Origin of the sequence: Chryseobacterium sp. PMSZPI (assembly GCF_002835665.1) — a bacterium.
Classification (GTDB): Bacteria; Bacteroidota; Bacteroidia; order Flavobacteriales; family Weeksellaceae; genus Chryseobacterium.
In genome coordinates, this window is sequence record NZ_PIZV01000051.1 from 124,802 (window position 1) to 142,512 (window position 17,711).

The window sequence follows — 17,711 nt, forward strand, 5'->3', positions numbered from 1 at the left end:
ACAGATGAAAACTTGTGCCCAGCCTTATGATTTAAAAAGAAAAAGAATAGATGACACATATAGAAAACATACAAAAATTATTTTCAAAAGACTTTGTGGAAAGTCCGCTGTTAGAAAGCTTTGAAGTAGGAAAACTTTATCTTTCCAGCGGAAAATTGGTTGCGTGTGATCCTTTGATCACGAATGATATGCTTCCTTTTTCTACAGAATTTCCAAAGGGAGAGTTTTCTGTTATGTTACACAAAGAAAGAGAAAGTAATTGCGTGGCATACGCGGAAATTATTTTTAACACCAAAGAAATTGCAGAGTGGAAACTGGCAACTACTGCGGGACAGAATGTAAAAGACCTGGCAGAAGGAGAGGTATTCGGTTATCCTGTGGAAAGTGGGATGGGCTGTTTAATGGATGTAGATACACAGAATAGCCTTAATGAATTGGAGCAAAAATTATTTAAGAATAAAGGAGCCGATTTTATGGGAATTTATGAAGAATTTTTCCATGAACATTTCTTTGATGAAAACGGTGCAATTGATCAATATGCATTCTTAAAGCCCTCTGAAGAACGTCCTGGAACTATATTTGCTTTTGAAACAGGATACGGTGAAGGTTTTTATGCCAGCTATATCGGTTATGCTAAAGATCAATCGCCGGTAAAGATAATTACTGAATTTATTGAAATAAGTTAAGTAAATTTAATTATTTTTGAGATGCAATTTTTTGTTTGTTATAAAATTTTAAACTAATAGTAAAAACACAATGAAATTCTCATCAGAACAACCCAAAATTATTGTTGTAGGTAGCTCATCAATTGATCTGGTTTTAGAAACCGATAAACTTCCTTTACCCAATGAAACTGTTTTAGCTGTTAATTCAGATAGTTATTTTGGAGGAAAAGGTGCCAATCAGGCGGTGGGAACATCGAGGCTAGGTGCAAGTGTTTATTTCATTGGATGCGTAGGTATGGATCCTTTGGGGCAACAGATCATGAGGAATCTGGTAGGGGAGAGTGTTAATGTAGGATTTGTTCATGAAACGGATAAAGAATCGACAGGTACTGCTTATGTGACAACCTGTAAAGGGAATGCTGCCATTGTGGTAGTTCCTGCAGCCAATAAGTATCTTAGCAAATCTCATATAGATGAGGCAGATCGTTATTTCCATACAACCGACCTTGTATTGGTACAACTTGAAGTTTCGATGGATGTAGTAGAATATACCGTAAAAAAGGCTAAGAAATATGGTAAAAGAGTAGGTTTGTATGCATCTCCTGCAATGAGAATCAGTGATGAGATTATTGAAAATGTTGATTTCATTGTAGCAAAAAGCAGCGAGCTGTATATTATCTTTGGAGAGGAGAAAAGAGAAGACGTTCTTACAAAGTATTTCAACAAAGTATTTGTGAGAGATGATACCAATTCAACTATCTATTTTGACGGCACGGAAATGAAGTATTATAGAAACGATAAAGATGAAACTGTTTATAAAATGGGAATGGGAGATGCGTTTACTTCAGGATTTGCTATCGCACTTTGTCATGGGAACTCAGTGGAAGATTGTGTAAAATTCGGGAATGAAGTTTCGTCGAGAGTTTCCAGAGGAAAAGGATCTCAAACAGGACTACCAAGAATATCTGATTTTCTTTCTTAAAGTTATTTACGGCATATCGAAAGTTTAAAACTTAACGTAAAAATATATGTAAAATGTCCACTTTTATAGTGGATTTTTTCTTTTTATAATATGGAAAAACTAATACTTACCACAGAAGACCATGCATCTTTAACGGCCCATCTTTTTCGACCGGAGAAAAGCAATGGGAAATTATTGCTTATTAATTCTGCAACAGGCGTAAAACAGCAAGTATATTTTTCATTTGCCCAGTACTTTTCAGAACAGGGGTTTACAGTTATTACTTATGATTATAGGGGAATAGGGCTTTCTAAACCGAAAAATATGAGAGGGTTCTATAGCTCGATGAGAATTTGGGGCGCGCAGGATTATAAAGAACTCACCCGCTATATTAAAGTGAAATTTCCGGAATATAGAAAATATTGTTTAGGACATTCCGTAGGTGCATTGATTTTGGGAATGAATAAAGATTCCGAAATGTTTGAGAAACTTATTTTCGTAGGAACACAAAAAGCATTTGTCGGCAATTTGAAATTAAGAACCAAAGTGGAAGCTTATCTGGGGTTTGGAATTGTTCAGCCACTAACAACTTCGTTATTAGGTTACTTTCCGGCACATTGGTTTGGCCTTGGAGAAAGTCTTCCAAAAAATTGTGCATATGACTGGAGAACCTTAATTTTAAACAAAAAATCTACCAACCGATTGTTGGAGAAAATTGATAATTATTCTAAAAATTTAATCCAGGAAGTATTTGTCATCAGAGCGGAAGACGATGTATGGCTAACGGAGAAGGGGGTAGTAAGTTTATTAGATGAAACGTATCCCAATCTCAAACCAACTTACAGACTTGTGAAAACTTCAGAATCTGAGAAAAAAGAAATAGGACATATTAACTTTTTTAGAAGCTACAATAACAAACTTTGGGATATTATTTTAAATGAACTGATAGATAAATGAAAAGTACAATTAACAACACCGTAGAATTTGTAAAAGAAAAGTTAGAAGGAGCAGAAGCAGGTCATGACTGGTTTCATATCGAAAGAGTCTGGAAGCTTGCCAGAAAAATTGCAGAAACAGAAGATTGTGATCAAGACGTAGTAGAATTATCGGCACTTCTTCATGATATTGCTGACCCTAAATTTCATAATGGAGATGAGACTATTGCTCCAAAAATATCCAGAGAATTCTTAGAACAACAAAATATTCCTAACGAGACTATTGAAAAGGTTTTGTTTGTGATTAATAATATATCATTTAAAAATAGAGATCAGGCGCCGCAAAATCCTCCTATTGAACTTAAAATTGTTCAGGATGCAGATCGTATTGATGCCATTGGCGCAATAGGCGTTGCCAGAGTATTCAATTTTGGGGGCTTTAAGAATAATCCGATATATAATCCGGAAATTCAGCCCAACCTGAATATGTCTAAAGATCAGTATAAAAAATCCAATGGAACTACGATCAATCATTTTTATGAGAAATTGTTGCTTCTTAAAGATTTAATGAATACTGAAGAAGGAAAGAAGCTGGCAGTGGAAAGACATGATTATATGTTGAACTTCCTGGACCAATTCTATAAAGAATGGAATGTAGATTAAGATTCTCCTGAAAATTCTGAAATCAGTATCTTTGCAATATGGTATTTATCATTTTGGTTATCTTTTGGGCTTGTGTGCTTTCTTTGATTTTATATAAAGTAAAATCAGGAAAGGTAGCAAAATGGGCTAAATTGTTTCGTATTCTGACTGTTGTTTTTTCAATCTCAATCTTTGCGTATTGGTTTATCAAAAAGAGTGCGGTAGCATTTGTAGATAATTCTGTAGGATTGCAAGTGGTGAATAAACTTCCACAGCCATTGGATTTTTATTTGATTAAAGTAAATAAAGTGGATGCAAAAACTATATTAGAACCCAAACATATCGGAAAGATACGCCCGGAATATTATAGAATAGAATATCTGAAGATGGATAAGTCTGATGAATACTGGATTGCAGGATATTTGGGGAAAAAGAATCTGGTATATTTTACGCAACATTCGGTACCTAATAAAAATATTGACCAGATTGTTGAGGTCCAGAATTATATCAACCAGAGTGCAAAGTTGTCTGATGCAGCAAAGAAGCATATAGATGCTTATAACTATGAAAATACAAAGCTTGGGATCTGGATTACATTAGATTTTCTGCTTTTATTTTTGAATCTGGTATTGCTGCTGAGAAAGAAGAAATAATTTATTCTTTATAAAAAGTAATGAGCAATGAATAAAACAGTATTACAATACTTATTATTCATTGCTCATTATTCATTTTAAGGATAATCCAGGATCTGCATGATCTGTTCTTTAAATTCTTCCGGACATGCTCTTATTAATTTATCTTTATTTTGTTTACTGATTTGTTGGGGTTCCAACCATTCTACATTATTCGAATTGAGGCTATGGGTGTCATATATTCTTTTTATCGTATGATTTTCATAAAAAATATATTCATCAGCCAGCCAATTACCAGAGATACTGATTCTACAAATTTCTTCCATGATGTTGCTTTTTTTTTAATTTTCTATTTAAAAATAGACTTATTCCCTAATGTATGAAATTTTTAAACACTGTAGAAGTTTTCTCGGTTTCTATTTGATATAGAGGGTAAATTAAAATTATTCTATTTAAACATTAATGGTGAAGTCACTGTTTTCCAGATTAAAATAATGTTCCTGTACTTTCTGCAGCCATTTGTGGGATATGGATATCTGTTTTCCATTCATCATTTAATTTTTTGATGAAGTGCGCAGATAGTAAGGGAGATGCCTTTTCAATATTCTGGTGCACAAAAAAATAGAGATTTTGTAAGCCTTCTTTTTTCCATTTTGTTAAATGCTTCAACCAATCATCCAACCTTTCATAGTCACTTTCTGCATTAGCACCTACATAACGGATAAATGCATTAGGAGTAGTCAATCGCATATGTAACATATCTCTTCTTCCTGCTGTATCTACAATAATATTGGTGATATCATGGGTTTCAAAGAGTTCACACGTAGTATTGAAAATGTCTTCATTGGTAAACCATTCTGTGTTTCTAAGCTCAATAGCTAATGGAACTTCTTTGGGCCATTCTTTTACAAATTTTTCGAGCCTGTCATAATCTTTAGGCTTAAAGTTGTCATGGAGCTGAAGAAAAGCCATTCCTAATTTTTCATCAAAGTTCATAACGGCTGCTGCGAAATGGGTAACCGGATCTGTAACGTCGATAAGTCTTCTAAAGTGGGAAACGGTATTGGTAATTTTAGGGAAGAACTTAAAATTGGCAGGTGTTTTTTCTTTCCATGTTTTTACCTGATCGGGCGTTGGCATTCCGTAAAAAGTAGCATTCAACTCAATGGAATTAAACTGTGTGGCATAATAGCTCAGCTCATCTTTGGTTCCTTTAGGATAAAAGCCTTTAAGGTCGGTCTTGTTCCATTTTGCACATCCGATGGAGATATTTTCCAACCCTTTTTTATTTTGGTTTAAAATTTCTTTGGTTTTGGAATGATCTTTGGGAAGGGCGAAATCTATTTTTGATGGGTCTTCTACTTGTCCGAATTTCATATCTGTCGTTTTAGAATATTAAACAATAATTACAAATATAATCCAAAAAATCATAGTAAGTTTCTAGATTTTTTGAGGAAAGTGATAGGAGAAAAAAGATCAATTCTTGATGATTTTTTCCGTAATCTGATTCTGTTCTGTATTGACTTTCATTAGATAAACAACAAAATAATTTGTGAAAAAAAGGAAAAAGGTTGATTTTTTTAGACATTTTCCATATATATAAATTGTTTTTTTATTTAAAAAAAATAGTTGAAACAGTCTTTATAAGTTCTATTAAGTTTTTTTTAAGGAAATATTAAACATTATGTCACATAATGTTAATTTTATGTTACCATACTTCATGGCTACTAAATTTAATTTTACGGCAAGTTTTGTAGCAATAAAAATATGAAGAAAAAATTAATCTGTGCTTTTGCTTTATTATCTTTTGGATTTGCATTTTCACAGGAGACCAGCTCTAAAATTTTGGGAAGATTAAAAGGAATTTCCTCCGAAGTTACTGTAAAGGTTGTGCATGTCCCTACCAATAGTACTTTTGAAACAAAAAGTAATAATAAAGGACAGTTCAGTCTGGATAATCTTCAGCCTGGAGGACCTTATACTATTGAAATTTTGGACGGGTCAAAGGTTCTTTATGAGAATACCCTTCAGCTTACTTTAGGGAACAATGACCTTCCTTTGGTAGATGTTGGAAATAAAGAAAAAACAATTGATGAAGTAAAGCTTACTTCAAAAAGAACTATTGTAAAAAATGGAGTAGGAATCAGCCAGGCGCAAATTTCAGGGCTTCCTAATATCAACCGAGGGATTCAGGATGTGACTAAGTTGGTACCGCAGAGTGCTAATAATTCTTTCAACGGAACTAACTTCCGTTATAATAATGTAACAATTGATGGTTCAATCAATAATGATGCAATCGGTTTTAGTCCGTCTTTAGGAGGACAAACGGGAACATCAGGTATGCCGGGAAGCAGTACGCGTTCCAATTCTATAAGTTTGGATGCTATTCAGGATGTTCAGGTGTATATTGCTCCTTATGATGTGAAATTGGGGAACTTCCTTGGCGGAAGTATCAATGCAGTAACACGAAGTGGAAGTAATGATGTGACAGGATCTTTATATGTATATGGAAGAAATGCTTCTATTACAGGAAATAATAGAGTAGGTGATAATTCTAAAATGCCAAAAGACTTTTCAGATTTCATTTACGGAGGAAGAGTTGGTTTACCGATAGTAAGAGATAAGGTATTCTTGTTTACCAATTTAGAATATACCAAAAGAACAGATCCTCTATTCTACAATGCCAACGATCCTAATGCACTGGTGAATGAGGGAGTCGCACAACAGATTTCAGATTTTGTACGAAATAAATATGGCTTCAATGTTGGCAGTTTTAACCAATACAATAACTTTTCAGAGAGTTCCAAGCTTTTCAATAAATTAGATTGGAAGATTAATGATAAACATACATTATCCATTAAGAATAATACAGTGTTTTCACAAGCTTCCAACCTTGAAAGAGATGGAGCGAATTTCAGATTCTCCAGTATGGATTTTGTTCAGAAGAATACCGCTTCCACTACTACATTGGAGTTGAAAAGCCGTTTTAATGATAAATGGAGCAATAACTTAGTACTGGGATATTCTTCTATTCACGATTACAGGGATCCTACTTCAGGAAATGCTATGTTCCCTCAAGTGGAAATCAGTTACAATGGCGGAACTATTTTGTTGGGTAATGATAGAGAAGCAACTGTCTTCAATATGAAACAGAAAACTTTTGAAATTACAGATAACCTTACGTACAAAACAGGGAATCATACTTTCTTACTGGGAACTCATAACGAATTATATAATATCAATTATGGTTTTGTAAATGCATTAAACGGAAGGATTTCTTACAAGAGTTTAAATGATTTTTACAATGGTAATCCGGCCAGGATAAGAGGAACGTATCCTTTTAATGGAGATAGCAGACAATCTCTTTTTGATAATCCTTATGCTAAATACCAGGTAAATCTTCTTTCATTATACTTCCAGGATGAGATCAACTGGGGAAGAGTGAGACTTTCGCCGGGAGTGAGAGTAGATTATACGGATCTTCCTAATAAGCCGCAACTAAGTCCATTGGTTACCAATTCCCCTCAGGATCCGAACTATGGCAACACTTACACTTATACACCTCTAAGCCAACTTACTAATACTTATCTTAACAAGCCGACTTTATCTCCAAGACTTGGATTTACTGTTGATATTACGGAAAACAGGTCTGTAGTAATGAGAGGGGGATCGGGTATCTTTGTGGGGAGAATTCCTTTTGCATGGTTAGGATATGCTTATTATAATGATGGGGTAGGTTTCGGAAGTTATGATTATAATGGGCCAACGGCTGCTCAGCTTGCTACTAATGGTGATCCATTGGTGGGATCTAATTTCCCTAAATGGCAGAATTCTTCAAAAGTACAGGTAGACCTTATTGATAATAATTTTAAAATGCCAAGAGTATGGAGAAGTTCTCTGGCTTTTGATTATACTCTTAAAGGATATAAACTTACTTTGGAAGGTATCTACACCAAAGTTCTGTATGACTTGAAGTTCCAACAGGTAAACAAAACGGATAATGTAACGTATTATAGCTATGATACCAACCATGAAATGCCGATTTATACAACGAATATTAATAGTAAGTTTTCTAATGCCTATCTTTTATCCAATACTAAAGAAGGATATCGTTATAATTTGACAGCTCAGCTTTCAAAATCATATAATTTCGGTTTCAATTTCTTTGTAGCATATACTTATGGAGATGCTAAAGATATTACAAATGGTATCAGAAACTCTATGGAAAGTAACTGGCAGATGAACCAGTCTCTTACTCCTAATGATCCTAAATTGACAACTTCTAACTTCGCGATCAAAAACAGAGTTGTAGCTAACCTTGGATATGCCTTTAATATTTCAAAATCTAACAGATTATATACGAATCTATATTTCAATGCTCAATCTGGAAATCCTTTCACCTGGGGATTTGTGAACAGTACTATTGCGAACACCGGACAGGCTGCAGGTCTTTCTTATATCTTTAAAGATGCTGCTGAGGCTGCTAAATATATTGTTCCGATAAAAGATGCTGCCGGGAATGTTCTGGTAACTGCTCAACAACAAATTGCAGATTATGAGAATTTTGTGAATAACAATGATTATTTAAAATCCAGAAGAGGTAAGTTCACTGAAAGAAATGGTGATGTTACTCCTTGGAACATTCAGGCGGATATCAGAATTATGGACGAAATCAAACTTAGTGAAAAGTCTAAAAACACATTACAAATTTCATTAAGCATTATCAACTTTACCAACTTATTGAATAAAGATTGGGGTAAAGTATATTTCGTACCTAATACATTCAACTCTACAGCAAGTGTAGGACTTACAAAAGTAGGAAATGTTGCTACGGGGCAGCCAGAAGCGGGAGACCCAACGTATAACTTTAAAACACCGGGATTGCCTTATACAATTGATCAGTTTGCATCGAGATTCCAGGCACAATTGGGAATCAGATATAATTTTTAATTACTGTTTTTTATTTTACTTCATACACAATTCTTTTCAAAGGCACGGGTTTCTTCCGGGCCTTTTTTTATGAGTAATAAGTAATGAATGATGAGTAATAGGAGGTATTGATCTTTTTGTTGTAAAGAAATGTTTTTACATATTCAATTCAATAGAAAGAGGTTGTCTCCAAAAGTGTCATTCTGAACATAAACTGAAAGTTTACGAACGTAGTTCAGAAATGGAGTGAAGAATCTCAAACAACTGATCATCAATGAGGTTCTTCCTACGTCAGAATGACAAAAACTAAAATTATTTGACTTTGGAGACAACCTCTTTTATCATTAAATAGCATTCTAATGGCTTTAGCCTAAGCTTATTATTAAGGTTTAATGTTACCATAAATAAAAAAGCACGCCATCTGGCGTGCTTCTGCTAATATAGCGTGTTTATTATTTGATCTTATGCCTCACAGCTTGAGCATGATACAAAGTTTACCATCATTTCTTTTGATACGGAAGAACTTCTTTGGTAGTACAATGTTTTTACTCCTTTTTTCCAAGCCTCAATATATAGATAGTTAACATCTTTTACAGGCATTGTAGAAGGAATCTGAAGATTCAACGACTGAGCCTGATCGATATATTGTTGTCTCTGTGCAGCCTGAGAAATGATCTCCATTGGGGAAATTTCCTTGAATGTTTTAAATACTGCCTTTTCTTCCGGAGTAAGCTCGTTCAGGTGTTGTACAGAACCATGGTTCAACATAATTGTTCTCCATGTTTCTTCGTTATCCAATCCTTTTTCTTTCAATAGTTTTGCCAGGTATTTGTTCTTACGCATAAAGTTTCCTTTCGCAAGACCTGCTTTATAATAGTTAGAAGAGAATGGTTCAATTCCGGGAGATGTTTGTCCTAAGATGGCAGAACTAGAAGTGGTAGGAGCGATAGCCATTGTTGTGGTATTTCTTAATCCGTATCCTTTCAATACTTCCGGTTCACCATATATATTGGCAAGCTCTCTTGATGCTTGTTCAGCTTGTTCTTTAATGTGTCTGAATGCTCTTGCATTGAACTGAGTTGCTTCAAAGCTTTCAAACGGTATCATATTTTTTTGTAAATAAGAATGGTATCCTAAAACTCCTAATCCAAGTGCTCTGTGACGCATTGCAAAGTTTCTTGCTCCCTGTAGGTAGTAGTTACCCTCAGTTTTGTCAATAAATTCAGATAAAACAGCATCAAGGAAGTATACTGCTAATTTTACAGCATCTGTATCTTTCCATTCGTCGTATAGCTCAAGGTTCATTGAAGACAGACAGCAGATGAAAGATTCTTCCATTGTAGAAGGAAGCATGATTTCAGAACAAAGGTTACTTGCGTTTACCGTCATTCCTAAGTCTTTATAAACTTGTGGTTTATTTCTGTTAACGTTATCTGTGAAGAAAATATAGGGAAGTCCTTTTTGTTGGCGGCTTTCTAAAACTCTTGCCCAAACTTTACGTTTCTCCATGTCACCATCAATCATATCCTGCATCCAGTAATCCGGTACACATACTCCGGTAAATAAGTTCTGGATTGGGCTCCCGATATCTTTAATAGACAAGAATTCTTCAATATCTCCGTGGTCAATATCTAAGTAAGCAGCAAAAGCTCCTCTTCTTACACCGCCTTGAGAAACAACATCCATTGCCGTATCGAAAAGTTTCATGAAAGAAACAGCTCCTGAAGATTTTCCATTATCGGTTACTGCAGTACCTCTGTTTCTCAATTCTCCAAAATAGCCTGAAGTTCCCCCTCCAATTTTGGTTTGCATGATAACTTCACCCATTTTGTGGGTAATTCCTTCAATACTATCCGGAATATGAACATTGAAACAAGAGATGGGAAGACCTCTTTCTGTTCCCATATTAGCCCATACAGGAGATGAGAAGCTGATCCATCCTTTTGTGATCATTTCTTTAAAAGCCGGTTGTAGCTCCGGTTTGTATAATCTTTTTGCAGCAGCAGTGGTAATTCTGTCGATAGCTCCGTCTACCGTTTCACCTTTCAACAGATATCCTCTGTTCAACATCTGCTCAGACTCTTCGTTGAGCCACCATATATTTGAATTTTGCTCTTCCATAGATGTTATATTTTCGAATTCCGGAATGAGGCCGTCACTCCGGAATTTTGTTTTTTTTATATTATTGATTGTAAAAATTCTACTTTGTGGGAATCATTTAGCCCACTTTCATCTCTTAACCTTTGAAATTCTTTAAAAGATGGTACATTCAAAACTTCATGCTGAACTTCTTCATTGATGTAGTTTGAATAATGTAAAAATGTAATGCCATCTTCCTTTACATATACCTTGTATTCAAAAGCGGACTGATCTAAGTTTTTAAAATCATCCAGAAATTTTTGAATATTCGCTTTATTGGCTGGAACAAATTCAGGGTTTACTGTATAAGTAACAATTACATTAATCATTTTTATATTTGTGTCTATAAGTTTCAAATAATAAAACGCTAATACTATCTGCTTTGACGCTCGCTTCGCTCGCGCCCTACCATATTAAAACAAATCGTTTGCTGTAATACTCTTATCGTGTTTTGTATAATCCACAGGTCTTTTTGCAAAGAAATCATCTAATGAATTCGCGAAAACTTCCTCTTCGAACCATACCATTGGTCTGTATTGTTCCGGAGTGATATTGTATCTTGTTTTCATATTGATTTTCTTCAAGCTGTCGTCTACACGGTATTTCATGAAGTTTAATAAGTCTTCTTTAGATACGTTGTCGATTTCACCCAATTCAAAGATCCAGCTTAAGATATCTCCTTCTCTTGCGATAGATTCGTCTACTAAAGTGTAAATATCTTCAATATCACTGTCTGTTAACAAGTCAGGTTGCTCTTCACGGATTTTATTGATCAGGTAGATTCCGGCGTTAGCGTGAATTTGCTCATCTACAGAAGTCCAGGCGATGATGTTGGAAACATTTTTCATAAATCCTTTAAATCTTGTGAAAGAAAGGATGATGGCAAATTGAGAGAAAAGAGAAACGTTTTCTACTAAGATACTGAATAACAATAATGCTGAAACATACTCTTTAGGAGTAGCGGAATTAGCATGTTTTAAAGCGTTTCCTAAAAACTCGATTCTTCCTTTTACAGCAGGAATTTCGATAACGTTAAGGAATTCGTCATTATATCCTAATACCTCTAATAAACGGGAATATGCTTCAGAATGACGGAATTCACATTCTGCAAAAGTAGATCCTAATCCATTGAATTCCGGTTTTGGAAGGTGGTTGTATAAATTTCCCCAGAATGTCTTTACAGACACCTCGATCTGTGCAATGGCTAAAAGCGCATTTTTCACAGCATGCTTTTCATGTGGTTCCAACTGCGAATGAAAATCCTGAACATCTGCAGTAAAGTCCACTTCCGAATGTACCCAGAACGATTTGTTGATGGCTTCTACGAATTGAAGCACCTCCGGGTATTCAAATGGCTTATAACTTACTCTTTTATCAAAAATTCCCATAAAAATATCTTTATAATTAAATAATTCAGTTCTTTGTGGATAACGTTCAGAAAATGTATAACTTTTTGTTTTTGTGTTGGTTGTGAATAAAAGTTATTCACAATATAAGTTTGTGTTTCTGATCAGAATCTAATGACAAAGTTCGAAAAAAAGAACTGATTTTGAAAGAGGTAAATACTAATTGGCTGACTTTTAGCCGTAAAAGTTTTCCACATTTACATGAAACAGGCTCGAATAATAGGCTTAAAGCCAATATTGTTGGGAAATGGATGTAAATCTATAGTTACGATTAAACAATTGGTTGTAAAGTATTATTAATAAACGATTAATCAATTAAACAAAAAAAAGTTTGAATAAATTTTCAATCTTGTAACAATTTGAAAATATGTTCTACTTATTGGGTATAAAACATACATCACTTAATGTTAGTAATTCAGGATTTACATAAATCATACGATACAGGAAAAAGCAAGCTTCATGTTCTGAAAGGAATTAATTTGAATATTTCCGAAGGAGAGTTTGTTTCTATCATGGGGAGTTCCGGTTCGGGAAAATCTACGCTTCTTAATATTATTGGTATTCTTGATGAAAAAGATTCAGGGACTTATGAATTGGATGGTGTTCCGATTGAACATTTGTCTGAGATAAAAGCGGCAGAATACAGAAGTAAGTTTTTGGGCTTTATTTTTCAATCTTTTAATTTGATTAGTTATAAGACTGCTTTAGAAAATGTAGCCCTTCCTTTATATTATCAAAATGTACCGAGAAAAGAACGTAACGAGAAAGCATTGGAATATCTTGAAAAAGTTGGTCTTGCCCAGTGGGCTAATCACCTTCCTAATGAACTTTCAGGAGGGCAGAAACAAAGAGTAGCTATTGCACGAGCCCTGATTACTAATCCTAAAGTTGTACTGGCGGATGAGCCTACAGGAGCTTTGGATTCGAAAACGACTCATGATATTATGAAGTTGCTCCAGGATATTAATAATGAAGGGAAAACAATCATTGTGGTGACTCACGAACCTGATGTGGCTGCACAGACCAAGAGAAATGTAATGCTGAAAGACGGCATCATTGAAAGTGACGAGTTTATTAAGCAGATTGTGCTTTAGGTAATTTGATAATTTGAAAATGGGATAATTTGAAAATTTAATGATTTTATTCTTTTAATTTTTCAATCTTTTAATATTAATAAAAATGTTTGACCTAGATCGTTGGCAGGAAATATTCAGTTCTATCCGCAGTAATGTACTCCGGACGGTACTTTCGGGGTTTACGGTGGCTTTAGGATTGTTTATCTTCATTGTACTTTTTGGAATTGGAAAAGGTCTTCAGAATGCTTTCTCTGAAGGATTTGCAGGAGATGCCAAAAACCTGATTATTGTTACTACAGGAAAAGCTTCCTTAGCTTATAAAGGTTTGCAGTCTGATCGAAACGTTACAATGAATAATGGCGATTATGATTTTTTAGTTAATACAGATAAACAAAAAGCAGGTCCTTCCAGTCCTAGATATACTGCCTCTTTGATGGTAAAATATGGAAAAGAAAGCGGCCTTTATCAGATAAACGGTGCTGAACCGGGGGAACAGGTTATTGAAAATAGAAAAATTATTGATGGTCGCTATCTGAGCTCTATGGATTTGGAAAGGAAATTAAATGTTGCTGTCATTGGAAGAATGGTTCAACGAGATTTAATCAAAAACGGAAGTCCGATTGGAAAAGAGCTGGATATTAACGGAACAATGTATAGAATAATTGGTGTTTTTTCAGATGATGGAGGAGATAGGGATGAAAGACATATTACAGTTCCTATTACGACTTTGCAGCAAATGAAAAAAGGCTCTGACACGATAAATATCGCTTATATTACCTATAATGATAAATTGACTCCGGAGCAGGCTATCAAATACGGTGATGAGCTGAAAGATAAACTTAAAGCGAGAAAGAATGTTTCCCCTGACGATGAAAATGGTGTCCGTGTCTGGAATAATGCCAAAAATATGAACGATACATTTACGTTTATGGCAGTTCTTACAGCGATTGTAGGGTTTATTGGTCTGGGAACTTTGCTGGCAGGTATTATTGGGATTAGTAACATTATGGTGTATATCGTGAAAGAAAGAACCAAAGAAATCGGGGTTCGAAAAGCGATTGGCGCCAAGCCAAGAGGAATTGTTGCCCTGATTGTTCAGGAGAGTGTTGTGATTACAGTAATTTCCGGATTTGTGGGGGTAGGAGTAGGTGTATTAACATTGAATATGCTTGGCGATAGTCTTGAAGAGTTTTTTATTAAAAGCCCAAGTGTGGGATGGGGAACAATATTTATGGCATTTATTGCCTTGGTTTTCTCAGGATTGGTAGCAGGATTTGTTCCTGCATACAGAGCTTCAAAGATTAAACCGATCGAAGCATTGAGGACAGAATAAAAAGATAAAACATATAGGTTGATTGATAAAACTCATAATGTATAACTCATAATTCAAAAAGGTGAATATCATATTTAAAAAAGACACTTGGCAGGAGATCTATTATTCATTGAAGAATAATAAGCTTCGGACATTTCTGACCATGATTGGAGTAGGATGGGGGATGTTTTTGTATGTAAGCCTTCTTGGAGCGGCAAAAGGGATGGAAAATGGTTTTGATAAATTGTTTTCCGGGTTTGCTACCAATTCGATTTTCCTTTGGGCACAGAAAACATCTATTCCGTACGAAGGATTTCCTAAAGGACGAGAGGTTCATTTACAACTATCAGATATGGATATGTTGAAAACAAAAGTGAATGCCATAGATTATATATCACCACAAAACGCAAGAGGAAGTTTTACGGGAACACCCGGTGAGGCTATGTCAAGAAACGGTAAAAATGGGACATATTCGCTTACCGGAGACTATTCTGTTGGAAATAAAATTTCAGAAAAGAAATTGATTTTTGGACGTTACATCAATGATGCGGATGTTTCGGGTAACAAAAATGTAGTGGTTATCGGAGAAGAGATTTATAAAAACTTTTTCGATTCCAAAAAAAGAGAAAACCCCATTGGACAATCTATTAATATAAAAGGAATCTTTTTTAATGTAATTGGAGTTTTTAGAGTAAAAAAAGGAGGTGGTTTTGAAAATGATCAAACAGCATTCATTCCACTTTCAACGTATACAAAAATGTATAATGCAGGAGAACAGATAGACATGTTTGCTATTGTAAGTAAGCCAAATGCCAATGTAAACACGGTAGAAGAAGATGTAAAGCAGGTGCTGAAATCTAAAAATAAAGTTTCTCCTGAAGATACCAATGCTTTCGGTAGTTTCAATTTAGGAAAAGAATTTAAAAAACTGACAGGTTTCCTTACAGGGATGCAGTTGTTGACGATTATTGTGGGAACGCTTACGATTCTTGCCGGAGTAATTGCCATTTCTAATATCCTGTTGATTACCGTAAAAGAAAGGACAAAGGAAATAGGAATCAGAAGAGCTTTGGGGGCAAAGCCATCTGAAGTAAGAAACCAGATTTTACTGGAAAGTGTTGTGATTACACTCTCCTCGGGATTATTAGGCTTTATGTTTGGGATTTTTGTATTGATGATTTTAAATGTGGTAACCCAAGGGCAAGATGCTTTCCCTTTCTATAATCCGACGGTTAACTATGGAAATGTATTCGCCGCTATGGCGGTAATGGTGGTTTTGGGATTGATTATCGGGATGATTCCTGCTCAAAGAGCAGTGAAAATTAAACCGATTGAGGCATTAAGAACAGAATAATAATTTGAAAATAAAATAATTTGAAAATTTGAAAATGAAAAATGATCAGTAGCCGTGTGGTATTAATCTTTTAATTTTTAAATCTTTCAATTCTTTAATTAAAAAATAAACTATACATATGAAAAAGAAATTCACTTGGAAAAAAGCCATTTATATAGTGTTGGGGCTTTTATTTGCAGTGGCATTGTTCTCAGGGATTGGCTATCTTATTAAATCTAACTCTAAAGAAGGAGAAGACTTTCTTACCCGTAAACCTACGATCCAGAATATGGATGACAAAGTAATGGCTACAGGGAAAATTGTTCCAAAGGAAGAAATTGAAATCAAGCCGAATATTACGGGGATTATTGATAAAATTTTGGTAAAAGAAGGAGATAAGGTGGAAATTGGACAATTGATTGCTACCGTAAGAATTGTGCCAAGTATTTCTGAGGTAAATGCCGCACAGCAGGAAGTTCAAAATGCTCAACTTCAGATTAGCAATGCTCAGTTGAATGTTGCCAATATGCAAAAGCAGTTTGACATGCAGGATAGGCTTTATAAACAAGGAGTGGTTTCCAAACAGGATTATCTGAATTCACAACAGCAATTATATACCCAGCAGCAGACTCTGAAGAACTCACAACAGCAATTGAATACTGCTCAAAAAAGACTTCAGATCGCTAAGACAGGAGCTACTCCCGAACTTCAGGGACAAGGATTAGCAACGACACAAATTCGCTCTAAAGCTTCAGGGACTGTTCTTGAAGTACCCGTGAAATTAGGAAGCCAGGTGATTGAAGCGAATAACTTCAACGCAGGTACAACAATTTGTTCCGTAGCGGATTTGAATTCTTTAATTTTTAAAGGAGAAATTGATGAGGCTCAAGCCGGAAAATTAAGCCAGGGTATGGATATGAATATTGTTATCGGTGCCTTACAAAACAAAACCTTCCCGGGAAAACTGACAATGATTGCTCCGAAAGGAAAGGACAATGCTGGAACAATTAAATTTCCGGTAGAAGGAAATGTAAATAATCCTAATAATGAATATATCAGAGCCGGTTTCTCAGCGAACGGAGAAATTGTATTAAGCTCTCAGAAAAATGCTTTATTATTGGATGAATCTTTAGTTCAGTATGAAAAGAAGCAAGGAAAAGATATTCCTTTTGTAGAAGTAAAGCAAAAAGACGGGAAGTTTAAAAAAGTATATTTAAAACTTGGGGCTAGTGACGGAATTAATGTTCAGGTACTTCCGGGATCAGAGATTACAAAAGAATCTGAAATAAAGGTTTGGAACCCGTCAGATAAAGACAAAGAAGAATTAAAATCAAAGAAAAAATAATAAACTAACACTATAAGTTTTTTAAACTGTTGAATCCTTAAGATTTTTCTTAGGGATTTTTTTTGTAATCAATTCTAATCATGATTTTTAAGTATATTTAATATAAGTTCGGGATAAAGAGATTTTGAGGCCGCAAGCCGGAAATTATGAAAGCTATAAAGAATAATGATTCATTTGTTTTTATCGATCTTAAGGCAAAAATTAATTGAGTCGTCAGCTGTAAGTCATTATAACTGAAAGTAATTTCGAACCTCCTTCTACCAGTCTTCCCTTAACCCGAATTCAGGTTATGTTTAAAATGTAATAAAAAAGGAGTTTTAAATGTTTTATTGGTAA

Annotated in this window: 15 protein-coding genes; 10 read left to right on the plus strand and 5 right to left on the minus strand. The window is 34.8% G+C overall.

Annotated features, from left to right (window positions below; all coding sequences use genetic code 11):
• The first annotated feature begins 50 nt into the window (after window positions 1-50).
• The 5 genes from CW752_RS10155 (at window position 51) to CW752_RS10175 (ending at window position 3,856) form a co-directional block, all read left to right on the plus strand.
• A complete protein-coding gene (locus CW752_RS10155) occupies window positions 51-686 on the plus strand; it encodes a DUF4241 domain-containing protein (protein WP_101239595.1) in 636 nt (211 codons plus the stop codon).
• A gap of 70 nt (window positions 687-756) precedes the next feature.
• Complete coding sequence (locus CW752_RS10160) at window positions 757-1,647, plus strand: ribokinase (RefSeq protein ID WP_101239596.1); 891 nt, start codon at window positions 757-759, stop codon at window positions 1,645-1,647.
• Between the two features lie 90 nt (window positions 1,648-1,737).
• Window positions 1,738-2,583 carry a serine aminopeptidase domain-containing protein gene (locus CW752_RS10165; protein WP_101239597.1) on the plus strand — a complete coding sequence of 282 codons (846 nt, stop codon included), beginning with the start codon at window positions 1,738-1,740 and terminating at the stop codon, window positions 2,581-2,583.
• On the plus strand, window positions 2,580-3,224 hold the full coding sequence (locus CW752_RS10170) for an HD domain-containing protein (RefSeq protein WP_101239598.1): 645 nt from the start codon (window positions 2,580-2,582) through the stop codon (window positions 3,222-3,224). The genes CW752_RS10165 and CW752_RS10170 overlap by 4 nt, the downstream gene beginning before the upstream one ends.
• A 38-nt stretch (window positions 3,225-3,262) precedes the next feature.
• Window positions 3,263-3,856: a hypothetical protein gene (locus tag CW752_RS10175; protein WP_101239599.1), complete on the plus strand. Its 594-nt coding sequence runs from the start codon at window positions 3,263-3,265 to the stop codon at window positions 3,854-3,856.
• Window positions 3,857-3,933: 77 nt separating this feature from the next.
• Here CW752_RS10175 and CW752_RS10180 read toward each other — a convergent pair whose 3' ends face one another.
• Window positions 3,934-4,161 (minus strand): hypothetical protein, encoded by a 228-nt coding sequence (locus tag CW752_RS10180; protein WP_228401707.1) that lies wholly within the window; start codon window positions 4,159-4,161, stop codon window positions 3,934-3,936.
• 160 nt (window positions 4,162-4,321) lie between these two features.
• Window positions 4,322-5,212: a DUF72 domain-containing protein gene (locus CW752_RS10185; protein ID WP_101239601.1), complete on the minus strand. Its 891-nt coding sequence runs from the start codon at window positions 5,210-5,212 to the stop codon at window positions 4,322-4,324.
• A gap of 390 nt (window positions 5,213-5,602) precedes the next feature.
• Between CW752_RS10185 and CW752_RS10190 the strand changes: the two genes are divergently transcribed.
• Window positions 5,603-8,785: a TonB-dependent receptor gene (locus tag CW752_RS10190; RefSeq protein ID WP_101239602.1), complete on the plus strand. Its 3,183-nt coding sequence runs from the start codon at window positions 5,603-5,605 to the stop codon at window positions 8,783-8,785.
• A 441-nt stretch (window positions 8,786-9,226) separates the two neighbouring features.
• Here the strand turns inward: CW752_RS10190 and CW752_RS10195 are convergent, their stop codons facing one another.
• The 3 genes from CW752_RS10195 to CW752_RS10205 all read right to left on the minus strand — a co-directional run bounded on the left by CW752_RS10195 (window position 9,227) and on the right by CW752_RS10205 (window position 12,291).
• The gene (locus tag CW752_RS10195; protein WP_101239603.1) at window positions 9,227-10,885 is read right to left on the minus strand and encodes a ribonucleoside-diphosphate reductase subunit alpha; all 1,659 of its coding nucleotides are present in this window, start codon (window positions 10,883-10,885) and stop codon (window positions 9,227-9,229) included.
• Between the two features lie 56 nt (window positions 10,886-10,941).
• Window positions 10,942-11,232, minus strand: coding sequence for a hypothetical protein (locus CW752_RS10200; RefSeq protein ID WP_101239604.1), 291 nt, complete (start codon window positions 11,230-11,232; stop codon window positions 10,942-10,944).
• Between the two features lie 84 nt (window positions 11,233-11,316).
• Window positions 11,317-12,291 carry a ribonucleotide-diphosphate reductase subunit beta gene (locus CW752_RS10205; protein WP_041461620.1) on the minus strand — a complete coding sequence of 325 codons (975 nt, stop codon included), beginning with the start codon at window positions 12,289-12,291 and terminating at the stop codon, window positions 11,317-11,319.
• A 422-nt stretch (window positions 12,292-12,713) separates the two neighbouring features.
• Between CW752_RS10205 and CW752_RS10210 the strand changes: the two genes are divergently transcribed.
• From CW752_RS10210 to CW752_RS10225, 4 genes are all read left to right on the plus strand, one after another.
• Complete coding sequence (locus tag CW752_RS10210) at window positions 12,714-13,403, plus strand: ABC transporter ATP-binding protein (RefSeq protein ID WP_101239605.1); 690 nt, start codon at window positions 12,714-12,716, stop codon at window positions 13,401-13,403.
• 85 nt (window positions 13,404-13,488) lie between these two features.
• Window positions 13,489-14,718, plus strand: a complete 1,230-nt coding sequence (locus CW752_RS10215; protein ID WP_101239606.1) for an ABC transporter permease — start codon at window positions 13,489-13,491, stop codon at window positions 14,716-14,718.
• Between the two features lie 61 nt (window positions 14,719-14,779).
• On the plus strand, window positions 14,780-16,051 hold the full coding sequence (locus CW752_RS10220) for an ABC transporter permease (RefSeq protein WP_101239607.1): 1,272 nt from the start codon (window positions 14,780-14,782) through the stop codon (window positions 16,049-16,051).
• Between the two features lie 118 nt (window positions 16,052-16,169).
• Window positions 16,170-17,375 (plus strand): efflux RND transporter periplasmic adaptor subunit, encoded by a 1,206-nt coding sequence (locus tag CW752_RS10225; RefSeq protein ID WP_185117608.1) that lies wholly within the window; start codon window positions 16,170-16,172, stop codon window positions 17,373-17,375.
• Window positions 17,376-17,711: the final 336 nt, after the last annotated feature.

Excerpts from the sequence above, each read along its gene's own strand:
- CW752_RS10215 (WP_101239606.1), top strand. The coding sequence starts at position 13,489 with ATGTTTGACCTAGATCGTTGGCAGGAAATATTCAGTTCTATCCGCAGT.
- CW752_RS10170 (WP_101239598.1), top strand. The coding sequence starts at position 2,580 with ATGAAAAGTACAATTAACAACACCGTAGAATTTGTAAAAGAAAAGTTA.
- CW752_RS10225 (WP_185117608.1), top strand. The coding sequence starts at position 16,170 with ATGAAAAAGAAATTCACTTGGAAAAAAGCCATTTATATAGTGTTGGGG.
- CW752_RS10165 (WP_101239597.1), top strand. The coding sequence starts at position 1,738 with ATGGAAAAACTAATACTTACCACAGAAGACCATGCATCTTTAACGGCC.
- CW752_RS10195 (WP_101239603.1), bottom strand. The coding sequence starts at position 10,885 with ATGGAAGAGCAAAATTCAAATATATGGTGGCTCAACGAAGAGTCTGAG.
- CW752_RS10210 (WP_101239605.1), top strand. The coding sequence starts at position 12,714 with ATGTTAGTAATTCAGGATTTACATAAATCATACGATACAGGAAAAAGC.
- CW752_RS10175 (WP_101239599.1), top strand. The coding sequence starts at position 3,263 with ATGGTATTTATCATTTTGGTTATCTTTTGGGCTTGTGTGCTTTCTTTG.
- CW752_RS10185 (WP_101239601.1), bottom strand. The coding sequence starts at position 5,212 with ATGAAATTCGGACAAGTAGAAGACCCATCAAAAATAGATTTCGCCCTT.
- CW752_RS10200 (WP_101239604.1), bottom strand. The coding sequence starts at position 11,232 with ATGATTAATGTAATTGTTACTTATACAGTAAACCCTGAATTTGTTCCA.
- CW752_RS10180 (WP_228401707.1), bottom strand. The coding sequence starts at position 4,161 with ATGGAAGAAATTTGTAGAATCAGTATCTCTGGTAATTGGCTGGCTGAT.
- CW752_RS10155 (WP_101239595.1), top strand. The coding sequence starts at position 51 with ATGACACATATAGAAAACATACAAAAATTATTTTCAAAAGACTTTGTG.
- CW752_RS10205 (WP_041461620.1), bottom strand. The coding sequence starts at position 12,291 with ATGGGAATTTTTGATAAAAGAGTAAGTTATAAGCCATTTGAATACCCG.
- CW752_RS10190 (WP_101239602.1), top strand. The coding sequence starts at position 5,603 with ATGAAGAAAAAATTAATCTGTGCTTTTGCTTTATTATCTTTTGGATTT.
- CW752_RS10160 (WP_101239596.1), top strand. The coding sequence starts at position 757 with ATGAAATTCTCATCAGAACAACCCAAAATTATTGTTGTAGGTAGCTCA.